Below are 22,533 nucleotides of genomic sequence, written 5' to 3'. Positions count from 1 at the left end.
TCACAGCACTCTCTGAGGTGGCTTTGTGCGGTACGTTCACTCCGGCATGATATCGATCACACAGAAAAAAAGCCGGACATTTCTGCCCGGCTTTGCTCTTGAGCTATTGGGTTCCTATTCGCCCAATAATGCTTTCATCGCTTCATATTTTGGCTGATCATTACTGCGGGCATACAGTTTCATCAATTGTTGGATGGTCTGCACGTCCTCTGCATTCAATTCGTGCGCTTGCTCGAAGAACGGTACTGCTTTCAAATAGATCTCATCCGCTCCTGTCTTACACTTGGTATATTCAGCATCGCTCTTGAATGCGTTGCATTTTTCATACTCGTAAGCTGCGCGATTGTTATAGAGCACGCCTACGTTGAAGTAGCTATCGAAGAATTTCGGGTCTTTCTCTATACTTGTCTTATACGCTTCTTCACTCTTGGTATACCACTCGATCATTTGTGCTTCTTCCTTGGCATCGCTGGCTTTCTTATCATACAAGCTACCTAGAACGCTATACAATGTCGCGTTGTTCGGGTCTTTATTCAATGCCAATTTCACCATTTCCTCAGCTTCAGCCGCGCGATCCGCTTGTAAGAGATAAGCCATCTGGTCCATGATAAGGTCCTTATCATCGGCATACTTGGTCCTTCCCTCTGTCAGTGTTACAATAGCTCCATCAAGGTCATTTCCTTTGGCTTGTAAGCTAGAAATGTACCTGTACACCTCGGGCTTATTATAGCCTCCAGCAAGAGCATCGCGGTAACGTTGAATTGCACCAACGCCATCGCCTTTACTTTCATACGCCAAAGCACTGTTAAAGATCGCGTTCGTATCCACTTGGCCGAACGCTTTGGCGATCATCTCTGCACGTGCATAGTCCTTGATTGCTTTGTCATATTCCTTAGCAGTGAATGCCTTGTTACCAGCGTTCAGCGAAGTCCCTTGCAACGCACCGAGTGCCTTGATGTTCTCCACCTTATAGGATTCCTTCGTATCCAACTCGTTCGCCTTCATATAGCTCTCTACAGCTTTTTCGATGGCGTCCGGGAATTGGGTCTTCAAGGCTTCGTCCTCGCCCAACACGATCATCCTGTAGATATCACCGCGATAACGCCAGGTCTTTTCATTGGCCCCGGTCTTCGCATCAACGATCGCAGGCTCTATGAATTCAACGGCTTTCGCTAGATCGCCATCCTTCATATAGTTGTATGCATTCACCACGTTCGCATTTTGGGCATACATACCCAAAGTTCCTGCGGCAAGCGCAATGGTCAGAAAGGTTTTCATGGTTCCTTTTAATTCAATGCTTTTCATTCTTCGTCCGGGTCTTCTGCAACTTCAGTGCCATTTGTTCCCTCTTCGGTGGTATCCGCGTCCGGAGCGCTTTCGTCAGCATTCGATATCTCACCATCAACTATCTCCGCTGCCACATCCTCGCTTAACTCACTATCCACTCGGGCTACAGCCGCGATCTTATCATTTTTACGCAGATCGATCAAACGAACTCCTTGTGTAGCTCGGCCAAGTACACGCATTTCACTTAGGTCCATTCGGATGGTCATGCCACTGCGGTTGATGATCATCAATTGATCGTCTTCCTTTACTGATTTGATGGCGATCAGTTTTCCGGTCTTGTCAGTGACCTGTATGGTTTTAACGCCTTTTCCACCGCGTTTCGTGATCCGGTATTCGTCTACCGGGCTGCGCTTTCCGTAGCCTTTTTCACTCACGACCAAGACTTGGTGATCAGCGGTCTGTTCGCTGTTCAAGGTGATCATACCAATGACCTCATCGGCTTCACTACCCAACCGCATTCCGCGCACACCACTGCTATTACGGCCCATCGGGCGAATGCCTGATTCATTGAAATGAACGGCCTTCCCTTCTCTGCTGGCCATGATGATATCACTGGTACCGTTGGTCAAACGCGCTTCCAAAAGTTCGTCCTCTTCACGGATCTTAACGGCAATGATCCCGTTGCTACGTGGACGGCTATAGGCCTCAAGTGTGGTCTTCTTGATCACTCCTTTCTTCGTGCACAACACAACAGCGTGTGAGTTCAGATACTCCTCATCCTTCAGGTCGGTCACGTTCAAATAGGCAACTACTTTATCGTCGCCATCGATCTGTACCAGGTTCTGGATCGCGCGGCCTTTGCTTTGGCGCGTGCCTTCGGGGATATCGTATACCCGCATCCAATAGACCTTTCCTTTTTGCGTGAAGATCAAGAGGTAATTGTGATTGGTCGCTACGAACAAGTGCTCCAGGAAATCCTCGTCGCGCGTCGTGCTTCCGCGGCTACCAACTCCTCCCCTTCCTTGGGTACGGAATTCGCTTAGACTGGTGCGTTTAATGTACCCCAGATGGCTAATGGTAACCACTACCGCTTCATCCGCGATCAGGTCCTCCATGCGCATATCACCACTCGCATGTACGATCTTGGTGCGGCGTTCGTCGCCATATTTCTCCTTTATTTCCAAGGTCTCTTGCTTCACGATCTCCATGCGCAGGTGCTCGTCCGCCAAAATGGCCTTCAATTTCCCGATCAGGATCATCAGCTCAGCATGCTCTTCACGGATCTTATCGCGCTCCAATCCGGTCAATCGCTGAAGGCGCATGTCCAGAATAGCACGGGACTGGATCTCGCTCAGTCCGAAGGTGGTCATCAATCCCTCACGCGCAATGTCAGGGGTTTGACTTGCACGGATCAAAGCGATCACTTCATCCAAATGATCCAGAGCGATCAATAGACCTTCCAGAATATGTGCGCGTTCCTCCGCTTTGCGCAACTCGAATTCCGTGCGACGCTTGATCACATCCAAACGATGCAGCACGAAGTATTTGATCATGTCCTTCAACCCAAGCAACATGGGCCTGCCACCGACAAGTGCAATGTTGTTGATGCTGAAGCTGGTCTGCAACATGCTGTATTTGAACAGCTGATTCAGGACCACGGTACCCATGGCCTCGCGCTTGACTTCGTAAGCAACGCGGATCCCTGTGCGATCACTATAATCATTTACGTCACTGATGCCTTCGATCTTTTTATCATTGACCAGGTCAGCAATTCCCTTTACCAATTGAACAGCCTTGTTCGTCTGGTAAGGGATCTCCGTGCAAATGATGGTCTCACGACCGCTTTTATCGTCTTCTTCAATGTGGCATGCTGCGCGCAGAACCACTTTTCCTCTACCACCCTCGTATGCCTCTCGGATACCATCGGTTCCATAGATCACGCCACCGGTAGGGAAATCGGGGCCTTTGATGTGTTGCATCAGCCCTTCCACATCGATGTCCTTATTTTCAATGTATGCCGCAATTCCATCGCACACCTCGGAAAGGTTATGCGGTGGCATGTTGGTGGCCATACCTACTGCAATACCGCTTGCTCCATTCACTAAAAGTGTCGGGATCTTGCTTGGCATAACGGTCGGCTCCTCCAACGAATCGTCGAAGTTGGGGCGCATGTCAACGGTCTCCTTATCAAGATCCGCCAATACTTCTTCCGCTATCTTTCTGAAGCGCGCTTCGGTATAACGCATCGCCGCTGGGCTGTCCCCATCGATACTGCCAAAGTTTCCTTGGCCATCTACCAACGGATAACGCAGGCTCCAAGGCTGTGCCATACGCACCATGGCATCGTAAACACTGCTGTCGCCGTGTGGATGGTATTTACCCAATACTTCACCCACGATACGTGCGCTCTTCTTGTGCGCGCGATTGCTCAGTACGCCCAGATCCTGCATACCGTAGAGCACGCGGCGGTGTACCGGCTTCAATCCATCGCGCACATCGGGCAATGCCCGGCTCACGATCACTGACATCGAATAATCGATGTATGCTGTGCGCATTTCGCTTTCTATACTGATCGGAATGATCTTTTCTCCTGCTGCTTCTGCCATTTTTGTCAATTCTCTACACTTGGCCTGATCCTTGTGACCAGGCCGTTTCCCGAAAGGGAGCCCGAAAGTAGGCCGAATTCACCTGTCTTCGTATGGTAGTTTTCCACAACCGCACACGATATTGTGGATAAAAGATCGAAGGAATACCAAAGGCTGCATCATTAACCTAAATAGCTTGCCCGCTGAAGTACGTTAGTTACCTTAGCACACAACGCCCAAGTGGGTAGTAGAACGAAGAACACCAACTTATATGGACGCAAAATTTTCACCCCGTGTGCGCGACGTCATCACCTTCAGTCGTGAGGAGGCATTGCGCTTAGGGCACGGATATATCGGCATCGAACACATTCTCCTAGGTCTTATCCGCGAAGGCGAAGGCAATGCCGTTAAGGTGTTGCAGCGTTTGGAGGTCGATCTGGATGAATTACGCAAGACAGTAGAGGGTTCGATGGAACCCGCAAGTGCCATGCGACCGCCTGATAAGGATAAGATCAGCTTGGTGAAACAGGCCGAGAAAATGTTGAAGATCTGTTTCCTGGAGGCCAAACTTTTCAAAAGCCCGCATATCGATACGGAGCACGTTCTGCTCAGTATCCTGAAGGATGAGGACAATTTGGCAACCCGGACACTCCACAAGTTCAGTGTTGATTATGAGAATGTGAAACATGAAGTGGATACAATTCTTGCGGATGGTTCCGATGACATGAACATCATACCTTCCAAAAAACTGCCCAAAGCTTCACAGCAAAGTGCGGACGATGATGATGACGATAGCGGTGGATTTGCGGGTGGGGGTGCAGGTGGTGGCGGACAACGCAAACAAGGCGATAGCAAGAGCAAAACACCTGTCCTTGATAATTTTGGAAGAGACCTTACCAAAATGGCAGAAGATGGGAAGCTTGACCCCATTGTCGGACGTGAGAAAGAGATCGAGCGTGTAAGCCAGATCCTGAGCCGAAGAAAGAAGAACAATCCTGTACTTATCGGTGAACCCGGTGTTGGTAAGAGCGCGATCGCTGAAGGTCTCGCACTCCGCATCATTCAGCGCAAAGTGAGCCGTGTGCTTTTCAATAAGCGGATAGTTGCATTGGACATTGCCTCACTCGTGGCCGGCACCAAATACCGTGGCCAGTTCGAGGAACGCATGAAGGCCGTAATGAATGAGCTCGAGAACAGTCCGGATGTGATCCTGTTCATTGATGAGATCCATACGATCGTTGGTGCCGGTGGTGCAAGTGGATCGTTGGATGCAAGCAATATGTTCAAGCCAGCACTTGCACGTGGAGAGATCCAATGCATTGGTGCTACCACATTGGACGAGTATCGGCAGTACATCGAAAAGGATGGAGCGCTGGAACGCCGTTTCCAAAAAGTCATTGTTGAGCCGACCACTGTTGAAGAAACGATCCAGATCCTCAACAACATCAAGGAGAAATATGAGGACCACCACAGCGTGACCTATACGCCTGAGGCGATCAATGCATGTGTGAAACTGACCAATCGGTACATCACGGATCGGCATTTGCCCGATAAAGCGATCGACGCCTTGGACGAGTCCGGTAGTCGCGTGCATATCAGCAATATCGTTGTTCCGAAGGCGATCCTTGACGTAGAGAAAAAGATCGAGGATATCAAGGACGAGAAGAACAAAGTCGTACGCAGCCAGCGCTATGAAGAAGCTGCGAAACTGCGCGATAAAGAACGCCAGTTATTGGAGGAATTAGAGACGGCCAAAAAGGCTTGGGAAGAGGAAAGCAGGAATAACCGTACCACTGTTAGCGAAGACAATGTTGCAGAGGTTGTGGCCATGATGAGTGGTATACCCGTGACGCGTATCGCAGAGAAAGAAAGCGGCAAGTTGCGCCGTATGAAGGAGGAGATGGAAGGCAAAGTGATCGGCCAGGAAGATGGCGTGATCAAAGTTGTGAAGGCCATTCAACGTAATCGTGCTGGACTGAAGGATCCGAACCGCCCTATTGGTTCATTCATTTTCTTGGGACCGACCGGTGTTGGTAAGACCCAGTTGGCGAAGGAGCTCGCGCGTTACCTGTTCGATACGGACGATGCGTTGATCCGCATTGATATGAGCGAGTACATGGAGAAATTCTCCGTGAGCCGCTTGATCGGTGCGCCACCAGGTTATGTTGGGTACGAAGAAGGTGGACAGCTTACCGAAAAGGTTCGGCGTCGCCCCTACTCCATTATTCTATTGGACGAGATCGAGAAAGCACATCCCGATGTATTCAATCTCCTACTTCAGGCGTTGGATGACGGTAAAATGACCGATAGCCTAGGTCGTCATATCGACTTCAAGAACTCCATCATCATCATGACCTCCAACATCGGTGCTCGTGACCTGAGTGATTTCGGTAAGGGTGTCGGATTCGGCACGGCTGCTAAAGCCGAAGGTCAGGCCGACAGCAATCGCGGTGTGATCGAAAAGGCATTGAAGAAAGCGTTCGCACCGGAATTCCTGAACAGGATCGATGACATCATCATATTCAACAATTTGAAGCGTGAGGATATCCACAAGATCATCGATATCGAACTGGGCTACTTGTACAAGCGTGTAGCTGAACTCGGATACGATCTGAAGTTGAACGATGATGCGAAGGACTTCTTGGTCGATAAGGGATACGACGAGAAATTCGGCGCACGACCGCTAAAGCGTGCGATCCAGAAGTTCATCGAAGATCCTATGGCCGAGGAGATCATTAACCATGGCGTTGAAGAAGGAGATAAGATCAACGTGAGCGTGAACAAGGACAAGACCGAACTCGCGATCAAGGTCACCAAAGGCAAAAAGAAACTCGCCAAAGGTGAAGGAGATGATGCCAAGGAACTCCCTCCTACAGATGATAAGAGCAAGGACTAATTGACCTTGAACAATTTGAAAGCCCCCTGACGTTTGTTGGGGGGCTTTTTTTTGGGTATTATTTCTTCGGTTTATCCCTGTCCGGTTTGAACCCAACGATCTGTTTATGTTGCCCTTTCGTTTCCTTGGCGATCAGTGCAAGCAACCGCCGGTTCTTTTCTTCCTCCTCCATTTTCCTCAATTGGCTGAATATCCTGCGGATATCGCGGCTGTGATGGCTCACCGTGCCGCTCAGTTTCTCCAGTTTGAGCAAGATCTCATTGTTGGTGGATATCGTTAAACGCATTTGCGTAAACACGCGCATCACTTGTATGTTCACAGCTATGGCTGTGTCGCTATTCAATACGCTGGAGAGCATCAACACACCGTGTTCAGTGAATACCATGGGAAATACTGGCGAGAACTTCAATTTATTCAACCTTTCGTTACCTTCTATCAATTCTTCTTTTTCCTCTTTGGTCAACTCGAACATAAAGTCATCCGGAAAGCGTTCACTATTGCGTCGGACCTGTTCCTTTAAACGCTTCGTTTCCGTACCGTAGAGCGTTGCCAGTTCGCTATCAAGCATCACATTCAGTCCACGGATCTCGAAGATCAAGGTTTCTATTTCTTCGGAAGGATGATTGCTTTTCATAGTGTTATCAATGCGTTCAGAGGTGGACGCAATTTGCGACCACTTACTTCGGTAGGGACGTAAAAGTACCTAGCTTGATCTGGTCGAAACAGGCTTCAATAGCATTGACGAAATGGTCACCCGATCCTTTCTTTTCATGCTCTCGATGATCATAGACCTGACGTACTTCTTTGACAGCTTTTGGGTCGAGCTGAAGCGAGTACTTCATTACTTGGCTCCCCGGAACATGCGAATAGCTTCTTCTTCGCTGATGAACTTCACTTTTCCGCTGATCCGGTCAGCGCGTTGCGCGTTCAACTCAGCGATCTTCTCATCCGACAGCTCTTCATCGGCCACAGATTCTTCACGCCTTAAGAGCAAATGGATCGCCTCAAGAACAGTCAAGTTATTTTCTTTGTGAAGTAACCGTTGGATCTCCGCCCGTATTTGTAACGCGGTCATTTGAATTTCGATTGTTGTGTAAAGTTAAGTATTACTGCCGCGTCCGGTATGGTGCTGATCAAATGATCAATGGCCCGCTGCGCATCCACAAGATCTCCATTGAATAGTCGAAGCCCTCTTTACGATTCACCCTACGATTGCTTTCAGACTAACGCACGAAGCGAACTGAGCCTACTCGTTCACCGCTGTTCAATTGCAGGACATACAGACCACGCATATAGCTGTTCATATCCACATTCAAATGATCACCGCGCGGTGTGCCTTCCTTTATCATTCTCCCTTGTGCGTCGGTGATCCGGTATGTGCAATTGGCGTGGTCTTCGATAAACCCGGTAACCAAAACGCCATTGTCCACATACAGGCCAGCTAAAGGGTCATTCGTGGGTTGATGCATCACAGCAACCGCAGGCGATACTTCTTCATGGCCATTATGATCCACTTGGCGTAACCGATAAAAGTTCATGCCGGATATTGGAAAATGATCCCAAAATGAATAGGTCTGCTGCTGCATCGTAGTGCCCGCGCCATCCATGGTTCCAATGGAATGAAACTCCCTGCCATCCACGCTTCGATCCAGAACAAAATGGTCGTTGTCATTCTCGGTCGCCGTTGACCAATTCAAGTAGGTCGAAGAATTTACAGGGGTGCCTAAAAAACTGACCAGCTCCACAGGCAGCGGATCGAGATAAGTGATCATTACATCGTTCACTGCAAAGGAAGGGTCCGTTCCAGCACCATCATTGTTATTGACCCAATGAAAGGCAATGCGAAGTGTACTTATGTTCTCGCAAGAAGCAGGCAACGGGGTGCTAATGTGCGTCCAACGGCCTTGGCCACCACAGCCTGTATTAACGGTTTTGGGCATATCCGTAAGAAGCGTCCATGTGCTACCGTTGTTGGTGCTGTATTCCACCGTTGCATTATCGGCGCTGCCGGAACCGGATTCTATGTAATCGAACTCCAGATCGATGCCCGAATACCCCACCGTACTTATCGTTGCAGAACGGGATCGTCTATTGGTAAGTGTGTTGCACAAGCCGCCGAATATGCAAGCGAAAAGGCCACCACAAGCAGGGCCGCCACCAGCGTCATATGCCGCACCTGTATCGCCGAATGCAATAGAGGCGACGTGCAGTGTATTATTACTACCACAGCCGCTGCCACAGACACCGGCTGGGTTACCGTTCTCTAGGCAACTGATAAAAAAGGGATTGGCATTGCAGCCTTCACTACCCGCCGGGATATTCAGCGTGTTCCAGTTCCCAGTTCCATCAAATGTTTCTTGCCAAATAACAGTTTGGCAAAAGGCGGTATGAAGAACACAGCAATTTGCTAGAACGAGAATTGCACTATTCAACAAGGAGGACACTACGTAAATGTACAACCTTTACTTTTTGATAAGAAACTAGACGTCCGATGGTTAACCCATAATCAGGACTCGACAACAGTGATTCATTCTGGTTTGATTTCATCATGTGCGGATTAATTGATCATTCCTGCCCGTATTCAAATGATCTTGTTCATTTATGAAGCAACCCACATTGATCATGATCGTCTAGGAGTAAAACCTCGAAATTCTATGAAAGCCCGACTTGCAACTCTTATACTAGCATTGGCCCTTGCGATATTAGCGAATGGCCAGATCACGGAGATCGGTTCGACACCAGTGACCCTATGGCATTGTAACACCTTGGTGAACGCTGGACCGAAACTGGTCGGATTCTATCCCGGAAGTTTCACCATATACAACATGGATCTTACTCAATACCTCGTTGTCGCTTGTCCTTGGGCTGTAGCTTCATCAGCGTACGACTATCCTGTACCTATGTATATTTCCGAAGATCTATTCGATACCGACCCCAGTACGATCGAATTCTTGGTAACAGGAACCATATCTGGAAATTATGGTACGAAAGTCTTCCGGACAGATGGTACCGAGATCTTTTCTGCGACCAACTATGCGCCTGCAATAATTAATTTTTATGCAGCCACTACTGAACCGTTCATTTATAACACTCCGAACGGAACACAAATGAACCTGACCTCCGAAGGACTTTCAGGTGATATGCGCGTTTACTCACTCCCGGGATCATTAGGTTGTTTGGAATGCGATGGCTCCATATCCGGATTTGCGCTTGGCGGGCAAGAGCACTTTATGGAAAGCAGCAATAATCTTGGTGCTTACCCCAACCCCACCACTGAAAACACGACCATCACCTACGATTTTCCAGCATCTATGAAAGAGGGTTGGATCGTCCTCTACACCATGCAAGGTGCCGAGATCAAGCGCTTTTCCGTGCGCGGTTCAGGTTCGAAGGTGATCACTACCGTTGATCTTCCAGCAGCTACTTACCTCTATCAATTGCAAACAAACCAGGGTGTTCTGGGAACAAAACGGTTGATCGTGGTGAAGTGAATTGAACATAAAAAGAGATTTGGTTGTTCGGCATCCACGGAACGTTTAAGCGATACAATATCAGGTGGTGCGGATGGAACGCGAGTAATCCTACCACGCCCCAGGCCCATCCGAGGCCTTTTTGAACGTGGTGCTGAATCCCATTCCGAACAGGAAGTTCCGGTAATTATGCTCTTCAGTGGTGATACGCCGTCCGGGTAGGTTATCGACACCGATATCCGTGATACTGAAGGTGGATGCATCAGTCTCATAACCAAGCATGAGTCCGAAGGATAGATTGTCAGTGGCGTGTATGTAATAGGAAGCGCCGGCACCCCAATGGAAGACGAAGTTTCTTTCGGCTGTGCAGGTCGCGCATTTGTATTCGTATTGCGCCATTCCGGATTTGATCCACAGCTCGTAGAACGTTTTCTTTCCGGTGTACTTCTCAAAAGCCACCTTGCCGTAATATGCCGAGCGACGAACTTCACCTGGAGAGCCTTGTGGTGACAGAGCGCGGTCCTCGATCCCGTACCAAGACCATTTTGTTCCAACACCTAAGCTCATGCCTTTATATACTCGGAACTGGATCGATCCGTCCAATTGGCCGATCGTTTCAGTGACATCACGGAACAACGGGTTAGCTGTAGGTATCGGCAAGACCAATGTGCCTTTGAAGGTCGTGAATATTGGTTGATCGGTCTTCTTCTTTTGTGCGTTGAGTTCACAGGCGGTCGCCAAAAACAACACGATAACCAACCATCCTGAGAACTTCATCCTTGAAGTAGACGGAACTGGCGCACGGTTCGTTGCGTGTCGGTACACATTTCCAGGTGGTATTGCCCGTCGGCAGCAGCAGGTAGGGCCAGTTCAATGGTGGATTCTCCAGGCTTCATATCAACGTCTGCCCAAGCGTGCAATGGGTTATGAGCTCCATCCAATAGATTCGTTCGGATGGTCTGATTGCTCGGGACCTTTACCACAACGTGTAATCTGGCCGGATGGTATTGCACTTGCAAATTGATCAATTCAGCATGTAATGGAGCAGGCATGTCCTTCGCGAGCACGCCACGTTTGAATCTGCGCCAAAGCACGACTACCAATAGAACGGAAAGCGTAACTATAAGCGCGGTACGGATATTCTGAATGTCCATATACATCACATTACGATGACGCCATCAATAGTACCTGCTTTTTCATACCGTTCTATCACTTCCTCAGCACTGAGCATTACTTCCCTAACGGTAATGCTCAAATATTTCCCCCCGGAAGAATACTTCCGCAGTACTTCACTCTCTGCGGGAAACAAGGCCAGAATAGCATTCGTACGTTCCTGTTCCGGCTCGAAAATGAATTTGAACATATAGACGCTTGGCCATTCATGCACTTCATCCAACCGCAATTTCAACCGATCTCTTGCTTCTTCGTCCATTTCTGGCAGTTACGGTCAGCCTTGCAAACATGTGCACGGAAGTATACAATGCTGCTTACCTGTAACTTCGCAAAGGTATCGCGCATATTCGATCGAACCTTTTCGGGCGATGCGTGTACTGGTTACTAGATGTCTGGATCAACTATGTCCCGAACGACTATTTCACTTCTTCTATTACTCGCTACAGGATTTGCGTATGGGCAAACCGAAACGCCAGCCAAAGCTGAGCAAATGGCACCGGTCATGCAAGATCCCTATCAAGGTGGATGGCAGGCCGAAGACCAGACCCGCAACGCCAATTTATGGGGCGTATTGGTCGAAGAACAACCAGCGAATAACGATGCTTTATTGAACCAGTACCGGAGTGAACGGAACGCTTCGCTCGCACGGAATAGCGGTACCATCCCACCAGCCGATCAAGCAAATTTGGACGTCTTGGCAGATCGCATCGGAACAGTTGCTCCCAATTCCTTTGAAGCGCATTTGGCCCAATTCTATTCACAATTTCCTGCGCCAGGTGCTTTTGCTGAACTTGATCATGCAATCGCTAAAGGAAGCGATCGGAACGAGTTGATCGGACCGCAACTAATGAACGCGGTGCGTACTTCGAATTCAAGCGAAACTGTGCGTTGGAGCAAGGCTTTGAAGTCTGAAGGTAACGTTGCAGCAGATCTCTGGAAGCTCACGGATGACATGCTTATTTCCGTAGAGAAGGATGCGATCCTCTTTACTGCGGGTGAAATGGACGCCTACCCTGCTTGGGCAAAACAATATGCCGATGGCGTGCGGAAGGATGTCTTGATCGTGGATGAGCGCCTCTTGGTGGATGCTGCATATCGTCAACAGGTATGGACCAGTGCCGGTGCTCGCGGGGCTGCTACTGCAGCGGGTCCCGCATTCATCGGTGCTTTGGCATCTGCTACAAAAAGGCCGGTATTCCTTTCGTTAGCACTTGGTCCGGACCTTGTGAAGACGATGCGCGATAGGCTATACGTGACCGGGCTTGCAGCGCGTTATAGTCCTGTGCTACTGGACAACATACCTACGCTCGAACGGAATTGGAAGGCCATGAAAAAGGCAACAGCAGCGGGTCCATTGGCGCGGAATTACTTGCTACCAGGTTCGATCTTATTGATGCATTACCGCGCTGCAGGTGATGAAGAAAAAGCCAGTTTGTTGGAATATGAACTCCGACTGCTTGCAGGAAAATTGGGGGCGACGAACAGCTTGATCAAAACCGGTGTATTGCAGCACTGACGCATGGCATTATTCGGCAAGGAATATGGAAAGCTGAGCGATGAACGCTTAATGGAACTCGTTGTTCGCGGGGATGAACAAGCGTTTGCCGGATTATACGACCGATACAACCGCAGGCTCCTCAACTATTTCCATCGCATGCTCTGGCAGGACCGCGAAATGGCCCAGGATTACTTGCAGGACCTGTTCACCAAATTGGCGCAGCGACCAGAAAGCTATGATCCGGCGAGACCGTTTCAGACGTGGATGTTCAGCGTAGCCAACAACATTTGCAAGAATGCATACCGCCATAATGAAGTGGTACGCGCTGCAGCAGTGCATTTGCGCAACGGCACGGACCGAGAAGAAGCGAAAGGCGGTGTAGGTGTGGATCGTGAACTTTTCCGAGGGCGGTTGGATGAGGAACTGGATAAGTTGGATCCCGATCATAAAGCCACATTCGTCATGCGATTCCACGAGGATATGGCCATCAAAGAGATTGCGGCAGCGTTTGCTTGCTCCGAAGGAACCGTGAAATCGAGACTATTCTACACATTGAAAAAACTGGCCGAACGCCTCAAGGAATTCGACCCAAAAGCACTGATACCAAATGGAACGGCGAGAACGATACGATCCTGAAGACATCGAAAGCCTGCTCAGCGAGCGGAGCTTCGACGAGCTATTGGAAGAGGAGCGGGCCTATGTGCTTCGTCACCTTACCGATAGGAATGAATACGAGACCATGCGCGGCCTGTTGCTGCACATGCGCACGAGCGACCGGGAACAAGAACCGTTGGTCGCTCCGGATAGCGTACGGTCCAATGTGATCAATGCCTTCCGTGCTCAGCAGCGCCCGAAATGGCAGATCTGGCTCAACAGCGTAGGACCGTTGTTGTGGCCAAAGGAAATGTCTGCATTGTGGCGACCGGCGTTGGCATTCGCTTCGTTGGCAATATTGATCACCGCCGGGGTTGTATTGGTCCGGAACTATGGTACGAATGAAGTCGGATTGGCTGAGCTAAAGGATGTTGAGCATGCCAAAGCTGTTGATGTACAGAAAGAACTTCAGGCACCTAACGGAATAGAGGGCAACGCCGTGTTGAAGCCTGTGACCGCAGAAGCTGCTGATGTTGCTGCTAAAGAATTACAAGGTGCTGCGCGTGTTGCACAGCAACAAGAACTTGCAAATGAAAATGGGTTCCTAAGTAAGATGGAAGTAAGCACTGGTAGTACCATTATAGCCAACGATGTTGCAGCTATGGAAGAACCGATGGAAGTGCTTGCGAAACGGTCTGAAAGCCTGAAGGAGATCAACCGGGAAAAGGCGGGGTCATTTGCGGATGTGTCCAAGGACGATAAGTTAAATGAGGATGCTGAGTATATGGACGGCGCTCGTGTTCAGGAGATGCTAGCAGATGAAGCCGATAGCATAAGACCTGTCTTCGATGCGACAACAGCTGCTCCTCCGGCCCCGACTGTTTCGCATGTGGTGACCGAGTCTGAGCTTGCTGTAAATCATAGCAGAGCGAATGTTGGTACGGTACAAGCAGCCCAGGAAGGCAAATTCAAGAAATCAGATGGAAATGCAGCCCAGAGCAGGAGCTTGGCCGTGGATGCCGAGCTTGTTTCACTGCTGAATGCGGGTTGGTAGAACCTTTTACTGAACCAGAAAAGCTTGGCTCTCGGTCACATCCCGTGAGCGAACAGTAAGTGTTGCTTCTCCCGGTGGGAATAGGCCCTTGTCCAACCGACGGACCAGTTCATCGGTCATTGCCTTACCCTCTTCGTAGTACAGTGAACGTCCTTTTGAATCGCTGATCGAGATGCTCACCAAGCCGATCTTTCTATGATTCGTAATGTTGATCAAGACCAAGCTGGAGGACCGCGTACACTCGATCGTGACCTGGCTCGAATCCGGCGTTTCCTCATTACCGCCAGCATTCGCCTGGAACCCAGTAAGTAGAGCCCATAGAAAAGCGGTATTGCGAAGCAAAACGTAGAACCGATCCATTGCTACAAAGTTACTTGAAAAGACAAATTAATTCAATGGGTAAGCTTGATCTATTCACAATTCGACCAAGTTCAACTGGATAACGATCGCCGATGGAGAATCCGCGATAAGTTGTTGGTGACCGATCGACTATCGTTCTTGAAGATCGGCCAAGCCGTGCAGATCTGCTCAGATGGACAACGCACTATTCGAATTTTCGCTCAAAACTGGCATTGGCCAATTGTGCTATCGCGGATGTGCTTAACGCATAATTAAAACCCTCGTAAGCGCTCCAAGCTCCGTGTTTACCGGCTTTGTTCAATGCTAAAAAGCCCACTTGCAAGTCCTTTTCATTCGGATGTTTGGCAAGTATACGAAGCACTGCTTCGCGGCATGCATCCATCGGACTGAACCCTTGGCGCATCAATTCGACTACGGTGTGGCACCCGGCGGTTCGGATCATCAATTCACCCACTCCGGTCGCACAAGCCGCCCCAACATCACCATCCACGAAAAGCCCTGCGCCAATTATCGGACTGTCCCCTACCCGTCCATGTATTTTAAAAGCCATGCCACTGGTGGTGCATGACCCTGCAATTCGTCCTTCTGCGTCCATGGCTAGCATTCCGATCGTATCGTGGTTCTCTCTGTTCGCGATTGGCTTGTAGTCCGACGTTCTCAACCATTCCTCATAAGCTAATTGTACTTCGGGTATATCTATATCGATCTGCTTGAACCCGTTCTCCAAGGCCCATTTTTCAGCTCCTGCACCCACTAACATCACGTGTGGCGTGCGTTCCATGATGGCTCGCGCAATGCTGATCGGGTGTTCGAAGCGCTGAATGAATGCAACTGCTCCTGCTTTCCCGTCATGATCCTGAATACAAGCATCCAGCGTCACTATTCCATCCCTATCCGGGCGACCACCAAGCCCAACACTGCGGTTGGAGAAGTCACTTTCGACGATAGCTACTCCTTGTTCAACTGCATCAAGGACACTGCCATGGCTCTCCAGTGTGGACCACGCTTTTTCGTTCGCAGCTATACCATGGTTCCAAGTGGAAACGATCAAGGCCCCGCTCGGTCGTAATGACTCAATCGGGTTTGTGATGATCGCACCTTTTTCTTCTGAGGAATTACACCCCACAAGCAGCCCAGCTGACCCAGCTAGGCTTAGTTTCAGGAAGTCTCTGCGATCGGCCATGCCGGAAAGGTACTAACACCTATAGCAGAACAAAACCAACACCCTATGAGATCAGGTTTAGGATCATCCCAAAGTAGAATAGCACGAAAAGGTAAGATTATTAAGAAGTTGGTACGAAAACACGAATTGGATCTCCGACGAGAGAAATCTTTGATCAAAAGTTCAGAATCACTGGCGCAATCGACTACTTTCCTATATTTGTACAAACTCTTAAAAAATCAAACGCATGAAAACATTTAACTCTTTGACAAAAGGTCTTTCACTTTTGTCCGTGGCTTTGGTAGCGGGTGTACTCTCCGCATCACAAGTTTCTGCTCAATGTACTACTTGGGTAAATCCGAATGCAACTGGAGGTTGGAGCGATTTCAACACGGCCTTCGGAGGTGCGCCTGCTGATACAGGAGCTGGTTGCCCAGTGAATGAGATCACTGACTTTGAGATCTACGCTGATGAGGCTTATGCTATGGACAATATGGTAGCCGGCACTTACACGTTCAGCGCCTGTAACGGAACTGGTGGTACTGCTTTCAACATTTCATATACCATTATTACCCCGAGTGGAGCAGTTGATGCTTATGGACTTGATGCCAGTTCAAATTGTGCCTTGACATTTACTGCAAGTGAGTCAGGTACTTATTTGTTGGTAGTATCGGAGGAAGGCGCTTGTGGAACTTCCACTAATGCTGGAACCGCCAATGGTTTTCCTGCTATTACATGTATCGGTGGAGGGGGAATTGGCATAACGGAACTTGCTCCTAGCCAGATCCTTTCGATCAGTCCTAATCCTTCCAATGGTATCTTCAAGCTTAGTGTTGATTCCAAGGTACAGGCCATCAATGTATTCGATATGAGCGGTAGCTTGATCGAGGCGTTGACCATCAATGTGACCAATGGTGGTACGTACACACTTGATATGAGCAACTATGCTAACGGTACGTACATGGTTCGTACTGTAGGCAATGGTAATGAGCAAGCACAGCGCATCTCTGTGATCCGCTAGTTCGACCTTCTTATGTATTGAAAAGGGCTGCCTCAAAAGGGCAGCCTTTTTCTTTGGATGATACGCTCCTAGTTCCTAACCCGAGTTACTGCTACATTCACCCACATTTCAAAGATCATATGGACCAAAAACACTCCAATGCGCCCGTTATGGTCGTGATCTCCTTGTTCTTTATGTGGGGATTCATCACGGTGCTTGTGGATTCACTGATCCCTAGGCTGCGTGAGGTCTTTGAACTGAGCTATTTCCAAGCTGGAGCAGTACAGATAGCGTTCTTCAGTGCTTATTTATTGGTCTCAATTCCTGCTGGGTTCCTTTTGGCACGAATTGGCTACAAGCGAGGTATGCTGATCGGTCTGGCGACAATGGGGATCGGATGCCTCCTATTCTGGCCTGCTGCAAGCACTAGAGCTTATCCCTATTTCATGCTGGCCATCTTCACACTAGCAGCAGGAATGACCGTTCTGCAAGTTGCCGCGAATCCATACGTGGCAGTGCTTGGTTCCGAAGAAGGTGCTAGCAGTAGATTGAATCTGGCACAAGCCTTCAACAGTGTTGGAACCACCATAGCACCCATTATTGGTGCTAACTATTTATTGAGCGATCATATCCTGGATGGCAAAGCCATTGAGGCGTTATCAAGTACCGATCGCGCTGCATACATGGTCCAAGAAGCTTCAGCTGTGCAAGGACCGTTCGTCGTTCTGGCCGGGGCACTCTTATTACTGGCCGTTCTTGTTGGAGCGGTTCATTTGCCCCGCATACTGGACGGTGAGACTTTTGGTTCTTACGCAGCCACTTTCCGAAAAGGCAGACTGATCCGCGGTGCTGTCGGTATTTTCCTATACGTCGGTGCCGAGGTGGCCATCGGATCGTATCTGGTCAATTATTTCCTTTCCATGGATCTGGCAGATGTAGTTCGCGCTGACTCCACAATGGGCTGGATCGCTGATCTTCTAGGCAAGGACGTAACGGGAATGGATGCGAAAGGTGTTGTAGGTGTCTTCGTAGCGCTTTACTGGGGTGGCGCCATGATCGGGAGGTTCGTTGGTTCATTTCTTACGCGCATCTATCGCCCTGCGTTGGTGCTTATGATCTTCGGTCTATTGGCAATTACAATGATCCTGATCTCCATTTCAACTACAGGCTTCGTTTCAATGTGGAGCATTTTGGCTGTCGGTCTATTCAACTCCATCATGTTCCCCACTATTTTCACGTTGGCCATTGAAGGTCTCGGACCGCTTAAACCACAAGGCTCCGGTATATTATGCACTGCCATTTTCGGCGGTGCCGTAATTCCTCCCCTACTTGGCCTGCTGGCCGATGGGTTCGGCTTCAAAGTGGCATTCCTACTGGTTATCTCTTGCTACTTCTACGTCACTTATTACGCATGGAACGAAAGACGAGCGACCTGATCCTCGGGGTCGATATAGGAGGTACATCCACCAAGATCGGTCTGGTCCAAAATGGACTAATACTTCGTTCTGATCGCATTCCAACGATGGGTCATGCTGATGAGCATGTGTTCGCAGATGCCATTGCACAGTGCATAAAGCATCTCACCAATGATATTGATCCTAGTGCTATCGGAATTGGCGCGCCCAACGCGAATCATTTTACCCAACTCATAGAGCAAGCGCCCAACCTTCCTTGGAAGAACGATGTGCCCTTGGCCCAAATTATCTCTGAACGTACCGGTGTTCCTACCACGCTTGGTAACGATGCCAACGCCGCCGCACTTGGTGAATGGAAATACGGTGCTGGCAAAGGATTCGATGACCTCTTGGTGGTCACATTGGGCACAGGTGTAGGTGGCGGTGTTATCGTGAATGGAGAACTTGTTCTGGGAAGTGCTGGAAATGCGGGTGAGATCGGACATACCACGATCGTTATGGATGGCCGTGATTGTACCTGTGGCCGCAAAGGGTGTTTGGAGGCTTATGTGAGCATTCGCGGAATGCGGCGGACTTATGACGAACTCGATGGTAACAAGGATGTTTTGAAACAAGAAGGCGTACAGTGTATAGCCGATGCTGCTTTGGCCGGTAATTACGAAGCGATGCAGACCTTCCACCATACGGTCCGATGGTTAGCAGTGGCATTGGCCAATGCTGTAGCTACAACCGGCCCTGCACGCATTGTGATCTGCGGTGGTATTGCACGGAGTGGCTCCTTGCTTCTGGATCCCTTGAAAGAATGGTTCAGGAAAGATCTTTTGAACATTTATCATGATCGCGTAGATCTGGTCTTGAGCGGTCTGGGTGAGAATGAAGCAGGGATCCTTGGTGCAGCCGCATTAACTTTTATGAATAAAGAATTGAAGAGAAGCGTATGAGCAGAGAACAGAACAACTACACGCTTGGGATCATGCCATCCAAGGTGCAGCGAAATAGGTTCGAGCAGTTGTCCATTTCCTATGTATCGACAGCCTTATTTAGTACATTCACGCTTAGTGCTGTGGCGCAAAATCCAGCCCGCGATCTGGTGAACCCATTCATTGGGACAGGTGGGCACGGGCATACCTTCCCGGGAGTTTGCGTACCCAATGGCATGGTGCAGCTAAGTCCGGATACGCGACCGGATGGCGTCATGGACTGGGACGGTTGCAGCGGTTACCATTACAGTGATTCGTTGATCTACGGATTTAGTCATACGCACTTGAGTGGGACGGGTGTTGCTGATCTATGTGATGTGTTGCTGATGCCCATGAGCGGGCCCAAAGGAATGGCGTTCGATAGGACCGCGACTCGGGCTCGTTTTTATCACACAAGGGAACATGCTAATGCTGGGTATTATAAGGTTGGTCTTTTAACTTCGACGGATTCCCAGCCTGAAGATAGTAATGTGATCGATGGAGGTGGAGGAACATGGATCAACGCTGAATTGACCGCAACTGCCCGCGTCGGAGTGCATCGGTACTGGTTTCCAAAAGGCGATGCCGCGCGCATTGCGATCGATCTGCGGCATCGTGACCCTCTTCTTGGCGCAAGCATGGAAGTCATTGGTAGCTCGGAGATCGTTGGGGAACGGCGATCAAGCTCTTGGGCAACGGACCAACGTCTTTTCTTCTGTATACAATTCAGCGCACCATGGATCGACAATGAGGTCATGCCTTCCAATCTTGTTAATACCGTGGCTGGTCTGAACTTCGGTCCACTTGACCAGCCGCTGATCGTCAAAGTTGGTATCAGTGCAGTGAGCATCGAAGGAGCACGCGCCAATATCGAAGCCGAAGTGCCACATTGGGATTTCGATAAAGTGCGCCAGCAGGCGGAAGACTTATGGAACCAGAAACTGAACAAGATCCAGATCAGCGGCGGTACTGTGGATGAACAAAAAACCTTCTACACGGCGCTTTACCACACCTACGTAGCGCCCTACGTTTTCAACGATGTGGATGGAAAATACCGCGGCATGGATAGTGAAGTCCATCAAGCAGATCACAACGTTTACACCGTTTTCAGTCTTTGGGATACGTTCCGGGCACTTCACCCTTTAATGACGATCCTGGAGCCGGATATGACCAATGATTGGATCAAGACCTTTCTGCTTCATTACCAACAAAGTGGCCGCTTACCCGTTTGGGAGCTTTGGGGCAACGAGACCGATTGCATGATCGGATACCACAGCGTTAGTGTGATCAGCGATGCCTACATGAAAGGTATCCGTGGTTACGATGCAGAGCTTGCATTGGAAGCCATGGTGGCTAGTGCCGATGCGGATCTTTTCGGACTGGACCATTACCGGGAACGCGGTTATATCAGCAGCGAGGATAAGCCCGAAAGTGTTAGTCGAACGTTGGAATATGCGTATGACGATTGGTGTATTGCACGCATGGCAGAAGCAATGGGGAAAACTGATATCGCTGATCGGTTCTATGATCGGTCGCGGAATTGGCAGAATGTGTTCGATCCAGAGACCAAATTCTTCCGGGCACGCCGCAATGGCGGTTTCGTTGTGCCCTTTGATCCATACGAAGTGAATTTTCACTTTACCGAAGCCAATGCATGGCAATACGGTCTATTCGTGCCGCATGACATGGGACGGTACACTGAATTGATCGGTGGAAAAGAAGGTTTGTCAAACCGGCTGGAGTCGTTATTCACAGCAAAAACAAGTACCACCGGACGCGATCAAAGTGATATCACCGGATTGATCGGGCAATACGCGCATGGCAATGAGCCCAGCCATTCTTTCGCTTATCTCAACAGCCTCTCGTCACACCCGGAGCTAACGGATGGTTATGTAAAGAACATCTTGAATAACTTGTATCACAATGCTCCTGATGGTCTTGCAGGCAATGAGGATTGTGGCCAAATGAGTGCGTGGTATGTCCTCAGTGCTATGGGAATGTATCCGATCTGCCCCGGAAAACCCGAAATGACCTTGACCATGCCATTATTCGACTCCGTTTCCATTGCTCTTGGAGATGATAGAACATTTGTCATTTCCAGTACAGCACAAGGTGGGGTCAGGAATATCATTGAACGCGTGGAGTTGAACGGTAAGGAAATGACCAGCATGCGGAACTTACCATTTGAGTTGTTGCAGAAAGGCGGATCATTGCATTACCAATTGGGCGCACGACCTGTAAGTTCATCCAGTGACGCTCCACAGCTTGGTGAGACGGAGCTATCGACCTGGCAACCGGTTCCTATTATTTCGGCGGCCTCGCAAGCATTCAGGGATTCGTTGAAGATCACCATTTCATCCAGCGATATCGGCGCCCGCCTCTATTATTCATTGGACGGATCAGCTCCCCTGCTTTATTCAGGGCCATTTCATATCTCCGCAAACACCTCCATATCAGCTTTTGCTGAGCGTATTATTCCGGACAGGGCAGATTCACCATTCCGCTCAAAGCCAGCCACAGCTCATTTTGTAAAAGTTGAAACGGACCGATCCATTGAATTGGCTACCGAATTTGCACAGCAGTATTCCGCTGGAGGAGATCAAGCCTTAGTGGATGGACTTCGGGGCGGTGATGATTACCGAACAGGCGAATGGCAGGGTTTCGAAGGTGCGGATCTTATAGCAACCGTAGATCTAGGTAAGCCAATGCAATTGGAACGTGTTGGTTTAAGTGCCTTGCAGGACCAACGATCCTGGATCTGGCTTCCAGCTGATGTGCAGTTCGCGTTCAGCTCCAATGGTAGGCAGTGGAGCACGGCGATCGCCTCACACACCATTGCAAGAGATACAATGGATGCGCTAACGACGGAGCTCTGGACAGAACCGATCTCCAAAAGAGCGCGATACATCAAAGTCATCGCACGAAATGCTGGGCCTTGTCCTGATTGGCATCCCGGTAATGGAGGCCCTACTTGGATCTTTGTTGATGAGGTGTTGATCGAAACAAAGTGAGCTACCCTCTAATCATAGAAAAGGGCCGCCTCTTTCGAGACAGCCCCTTTTCATTTTATTTCGTGCTGA

Annotated in this window: 19 protein-coding genes; 9 read left to right on the top strand and 10 right to left on the bottom strand. The window is 49.4% G+C overall.

What is annotated here, in order from left to right; translation table 11 throughout:
- Positions 1-114: 114 nt before the first annotated feature.
- Entirely contained in the window at positions 115-1,278 is a 1,164-nt protein-coding gene (locus IPF95_14485) for a hypothetical protein (GenBank protein ID MBK6475894.1), read from the bottom strand.
- Between the two features lie 23 nt (positions 1,279-1,301).
- Positions 1,302-3,893 carry a DNA gyrase subunit A gene (gene gyrA / locus IPF95_14480; GenBank protein ID MBK6475893.1) on the bottom strand — a complete coding sequence of 864 codons (2,592 nt, stop codon included), beginning with the start codon at positions 3,891-3,893 and terminating at the stop codon, positions 1,302-1,304.
- A 250-nt stretch (positions 3,894-4,143) separates the two neighbouring features.
- On the opposite strand from gyrA, the gene IPF95_14475 reads away from it, so the two are divergent.
- Positions 4,144-6,768 carry an ATP-dependent Clp protease ATP-binding subunit gene (locus tag IPF95_14475; GenBank protein MBK6475892.1) on the top strand — a complete coding sequence of 875 codons (2,625 nt, stop codon included), beginning with the start codon at positions 4,144-4,146 and terminating at the stop codon, positions 6,766-6,768.
- A gap of 58 nt (positions 6,769-6,826) precedes the next feature.
- Here IPF95_14475 and IPF95_14470 read toward each other — a convergent pair whose 3' ends face one another.
- The 3 genes from IPF95_14470 to IPF95_14460 all read right to left on the bottom strand — a co-directional run bounded on the left by IPF95_14470 (position 6,827) and on the right by IPF95_14460 (position 9,212).
- Complete coding sequence (locus tag IPF95_14470; GenBank protein ID MBK6475891.1) at positions 6,827-7,402, bottom strand: ORF6N domain-containing protein; 576 nt, start codon at positions 7,400-7,402, stop codon at positions 6,827-6,829.
- A 207-nt stretch (positions 7,403-7,609) separates the two neighbouring features.
- Positions 7,610-7,843, bottom strand: a complete 234-nt coding sequence (locus IPF95_14465) for a hypothetical protein (GenBank protein ID MBK6475890.1) — start codon at positions 7,841-7,843, stop codon at positions 7,610-7,612.
- A 148-nt stretch (positions 7,844-7,991) separates the two neighbouring features.
- Positions 7,992-9,212 carry a hypothetical protein gene (locus tag IPF95_14460; GenBank protein ID MBK6475889.1) on the bottom strand — a complete coding sequence of 407 codons (1,221 nt, stop codon included), beginning with the start codon at positions 9,210-9,212 and terminating at the stop codon, positions 7,992-7,994.
- 210 nt (positions 9,213-9,422) lie between these two features.
- Between IPF95_14460 and IPF95_14455 the strand changes: the two genes are divergently transcribed.
- Entirely contained in the window at positions 9,423-10,259 is an 837-nt protein-coding gene (locus IPF95_14455) for a T9SS type A sorting domain-containing protein (GenBank protein MBK6475888.1), read from the top strand.
- 90 nt (positions 10,260-10,349) lie between these two features.
- Here IPF95_14455 and IPF95_14450 read toward each other — a convergent pair whose 3' ends face one another.
- The 3 genes from IPF95_14450 to IPF95_14440 are packed head-to-tail and all read right to left on the bottom strand — an operon-like array spanning position 10,350 to position 11,670.
- Complete coding sequence (locus IPF95_14450; protein ID MBK6475887.1) at positions 10,350-11,015, bottom strand: hypothetical protein; 666 nt, start codon at positions 11,013-11,015, stop codon at positions 10,350-10,352.
- On the bottom strand, positions 11,012-11,392 hold the full coding sequence (locus IPF95_14445; protein ID MBK6475886.1) for a hypothetical protein: 381 nt from the start codon (positions 11,390-11,392) through the stop codon (positions 11,012-11,014). Before IPF95_14445 ends, IPF95_14450 begins: the two co-directional genes overlap by 4 nt.
- 5 nt (positions 11,393-11,397) lie before the next feature.
- The gene (locus tag IPF95_14440) at positions 11,398-11,670 is read right to left on the bottom strand and encodes a DUF493 family protein (protein ID MBK6475885.1); all 273 of its coding nucleotides are present in this window, start codon (positions 11,668-11,670) and stop codon (positions 11,398-11,400) included.
- 144 nt (positions 11,671-11,814) lie between these two features.
- Here IPF95_14440 and IPF95_14435 point away from each other — a divergent pair, with 144 nt between their 5' ends.
- From IPF95_14435 to IPF95_14425, 3 genes are read left to right on the top strand one after another with little or no spacing between them, the layout of a single operon-like run.
- Positions 11,815-12,927, top strand: a complete 1,113-nt coding sequence (locus IPF95_14435) for a hypothetical protein (GenBank protein MBK6475884.1) — start codon at positions 11,815-11,817, stop codon at positions 12,925-12,927.
- Positions 12,928-12,930: 3 nt separating this feature from the next.
- Complete coding sequence (locus tag IPF95_14430) at positions 12,931-13,545, top strand: RNA polymerase sigma factor (protein ID MBK6475883.1); 615 nt, start codon at positions 12,931-12,933, stop codon at positions 13,543-13,545.
- The gene (locus tag IPF95_14425; GenBank protein MBK6475882.1) at positions 13,517-14,557 is read left to right on the top strand and encodes a hypothetical protein; all 1,041 of its coding nucleotides are present in this window, start codon (positions 13,517-13,519) and stop codon (positions 14,555-14,557) included. The genes IPF95_14430 and IPF95_14425 overlap by 29 nt, the downstream gene beginning before the upstream one ends.
- A 6-nt stretch (positions 14,558-14,563) precedes the next feature.
- On the opposite strand, the gene IPF95_14420 is transcribed toward IPF95_14425, so the two are convergent.
- Both IPF95_14420 and IPF95_14415 read right to left on the bottom strand, forming a co-directional pair.
- Positions 14,564-14,917, bottom strand: coding sequence for a hypothetical protein (locus tag IPF95_14420; protein ID MBK6475881.1), 354 nt, complete (start codon positions 14,915-14,917; stop codon positions 14,564-14,566).
- Positions 14,918-15,101: 184 nt separating this feature from the next.
- Positions 15,102-16,100 carry a N(4)-(beta-N-acetylglucosaminyl)-L-asparaginase gene (locus IPF95_14415; protein MBK6475880.1) on the bottom strand — a complete coding sequence of 333 codons (999 nt, stop codon included), beginning with the start codon at positions 16,098-16,100 and terminating at the stop codon, positions 15,102-15,104.
- A 226-nt stretch (positions 16,101-16,326) separates the two neighbouring features.
- Between IPF95_14415 and IPF95_14410 the strand changes: the two genes are divergently transcribed.
- From IPF95_14410 to IPF95_14395, 4 genes are all read left to right on the top strand, one after another.
- Positions 16,327-17,100 (top strand): T9SS type A sorting domain-containing protein, encoded by a 774-nt coding sequence (locus tag IPF95_14410; protein ID MBK6475879.1) that lies wholly within the window; start codon positions 16,327-16,329, stop codon positions 17,098-17,100.
- 119 nt (positions 17,101-17,219) lie between these two features.
- Positions 17,220-18,515 carry a sugar MFS transporter gene (locus IPF95_14405; protein ID MBK6475878.1) on the top strand — a complete coding sequence of 432 codons (1,296 nt, stop codon included), beginning with the start codon at positions 17,220-17,222 and terminating at the stop codon, positions 18,513-18,515.
- Positions 18,491-19,435 (top strand): ROK family protein, encoded by a 945-nt coding sequence (locus IPF95_14400; protein MBK6475877.1) that lies wholly within the window; start codon positions 18,491-18,493, stop codon positions 19,433-19,435. The genes IPF95_14405 and IPF95_14400 overlap by 25 nt, the downstream gene beginning before the upstream one ends.
- Complete coding sequence (locus tag IPF95_14395) at positions 19,432-22,464, top strand: GH92 family glycosyl hydrolase (protein ID MBK6475876.1); 3,033 nt, start codon at positions 19,432-19,434, stop codon at positions 22,462-22,464. Before IPF95_14400 ends, IPF95_14395 begins: the two co-directional genes overlap by 4 nt.
- Positions 22,465-22,533: the final 69 nt, after the last annotated feature.

This window comes from Flavobacteriales bacterium (genome assembly GCA_016704485.1).
GTDB lineage: Bacteria > Bacteroidota > Bacteroidia > Flavobacteriales_F > PHOS-HE28 > PHOS-HE28.
This window is presented reverse-complemented; position numbering and strand designations above follow the sequence as displayed.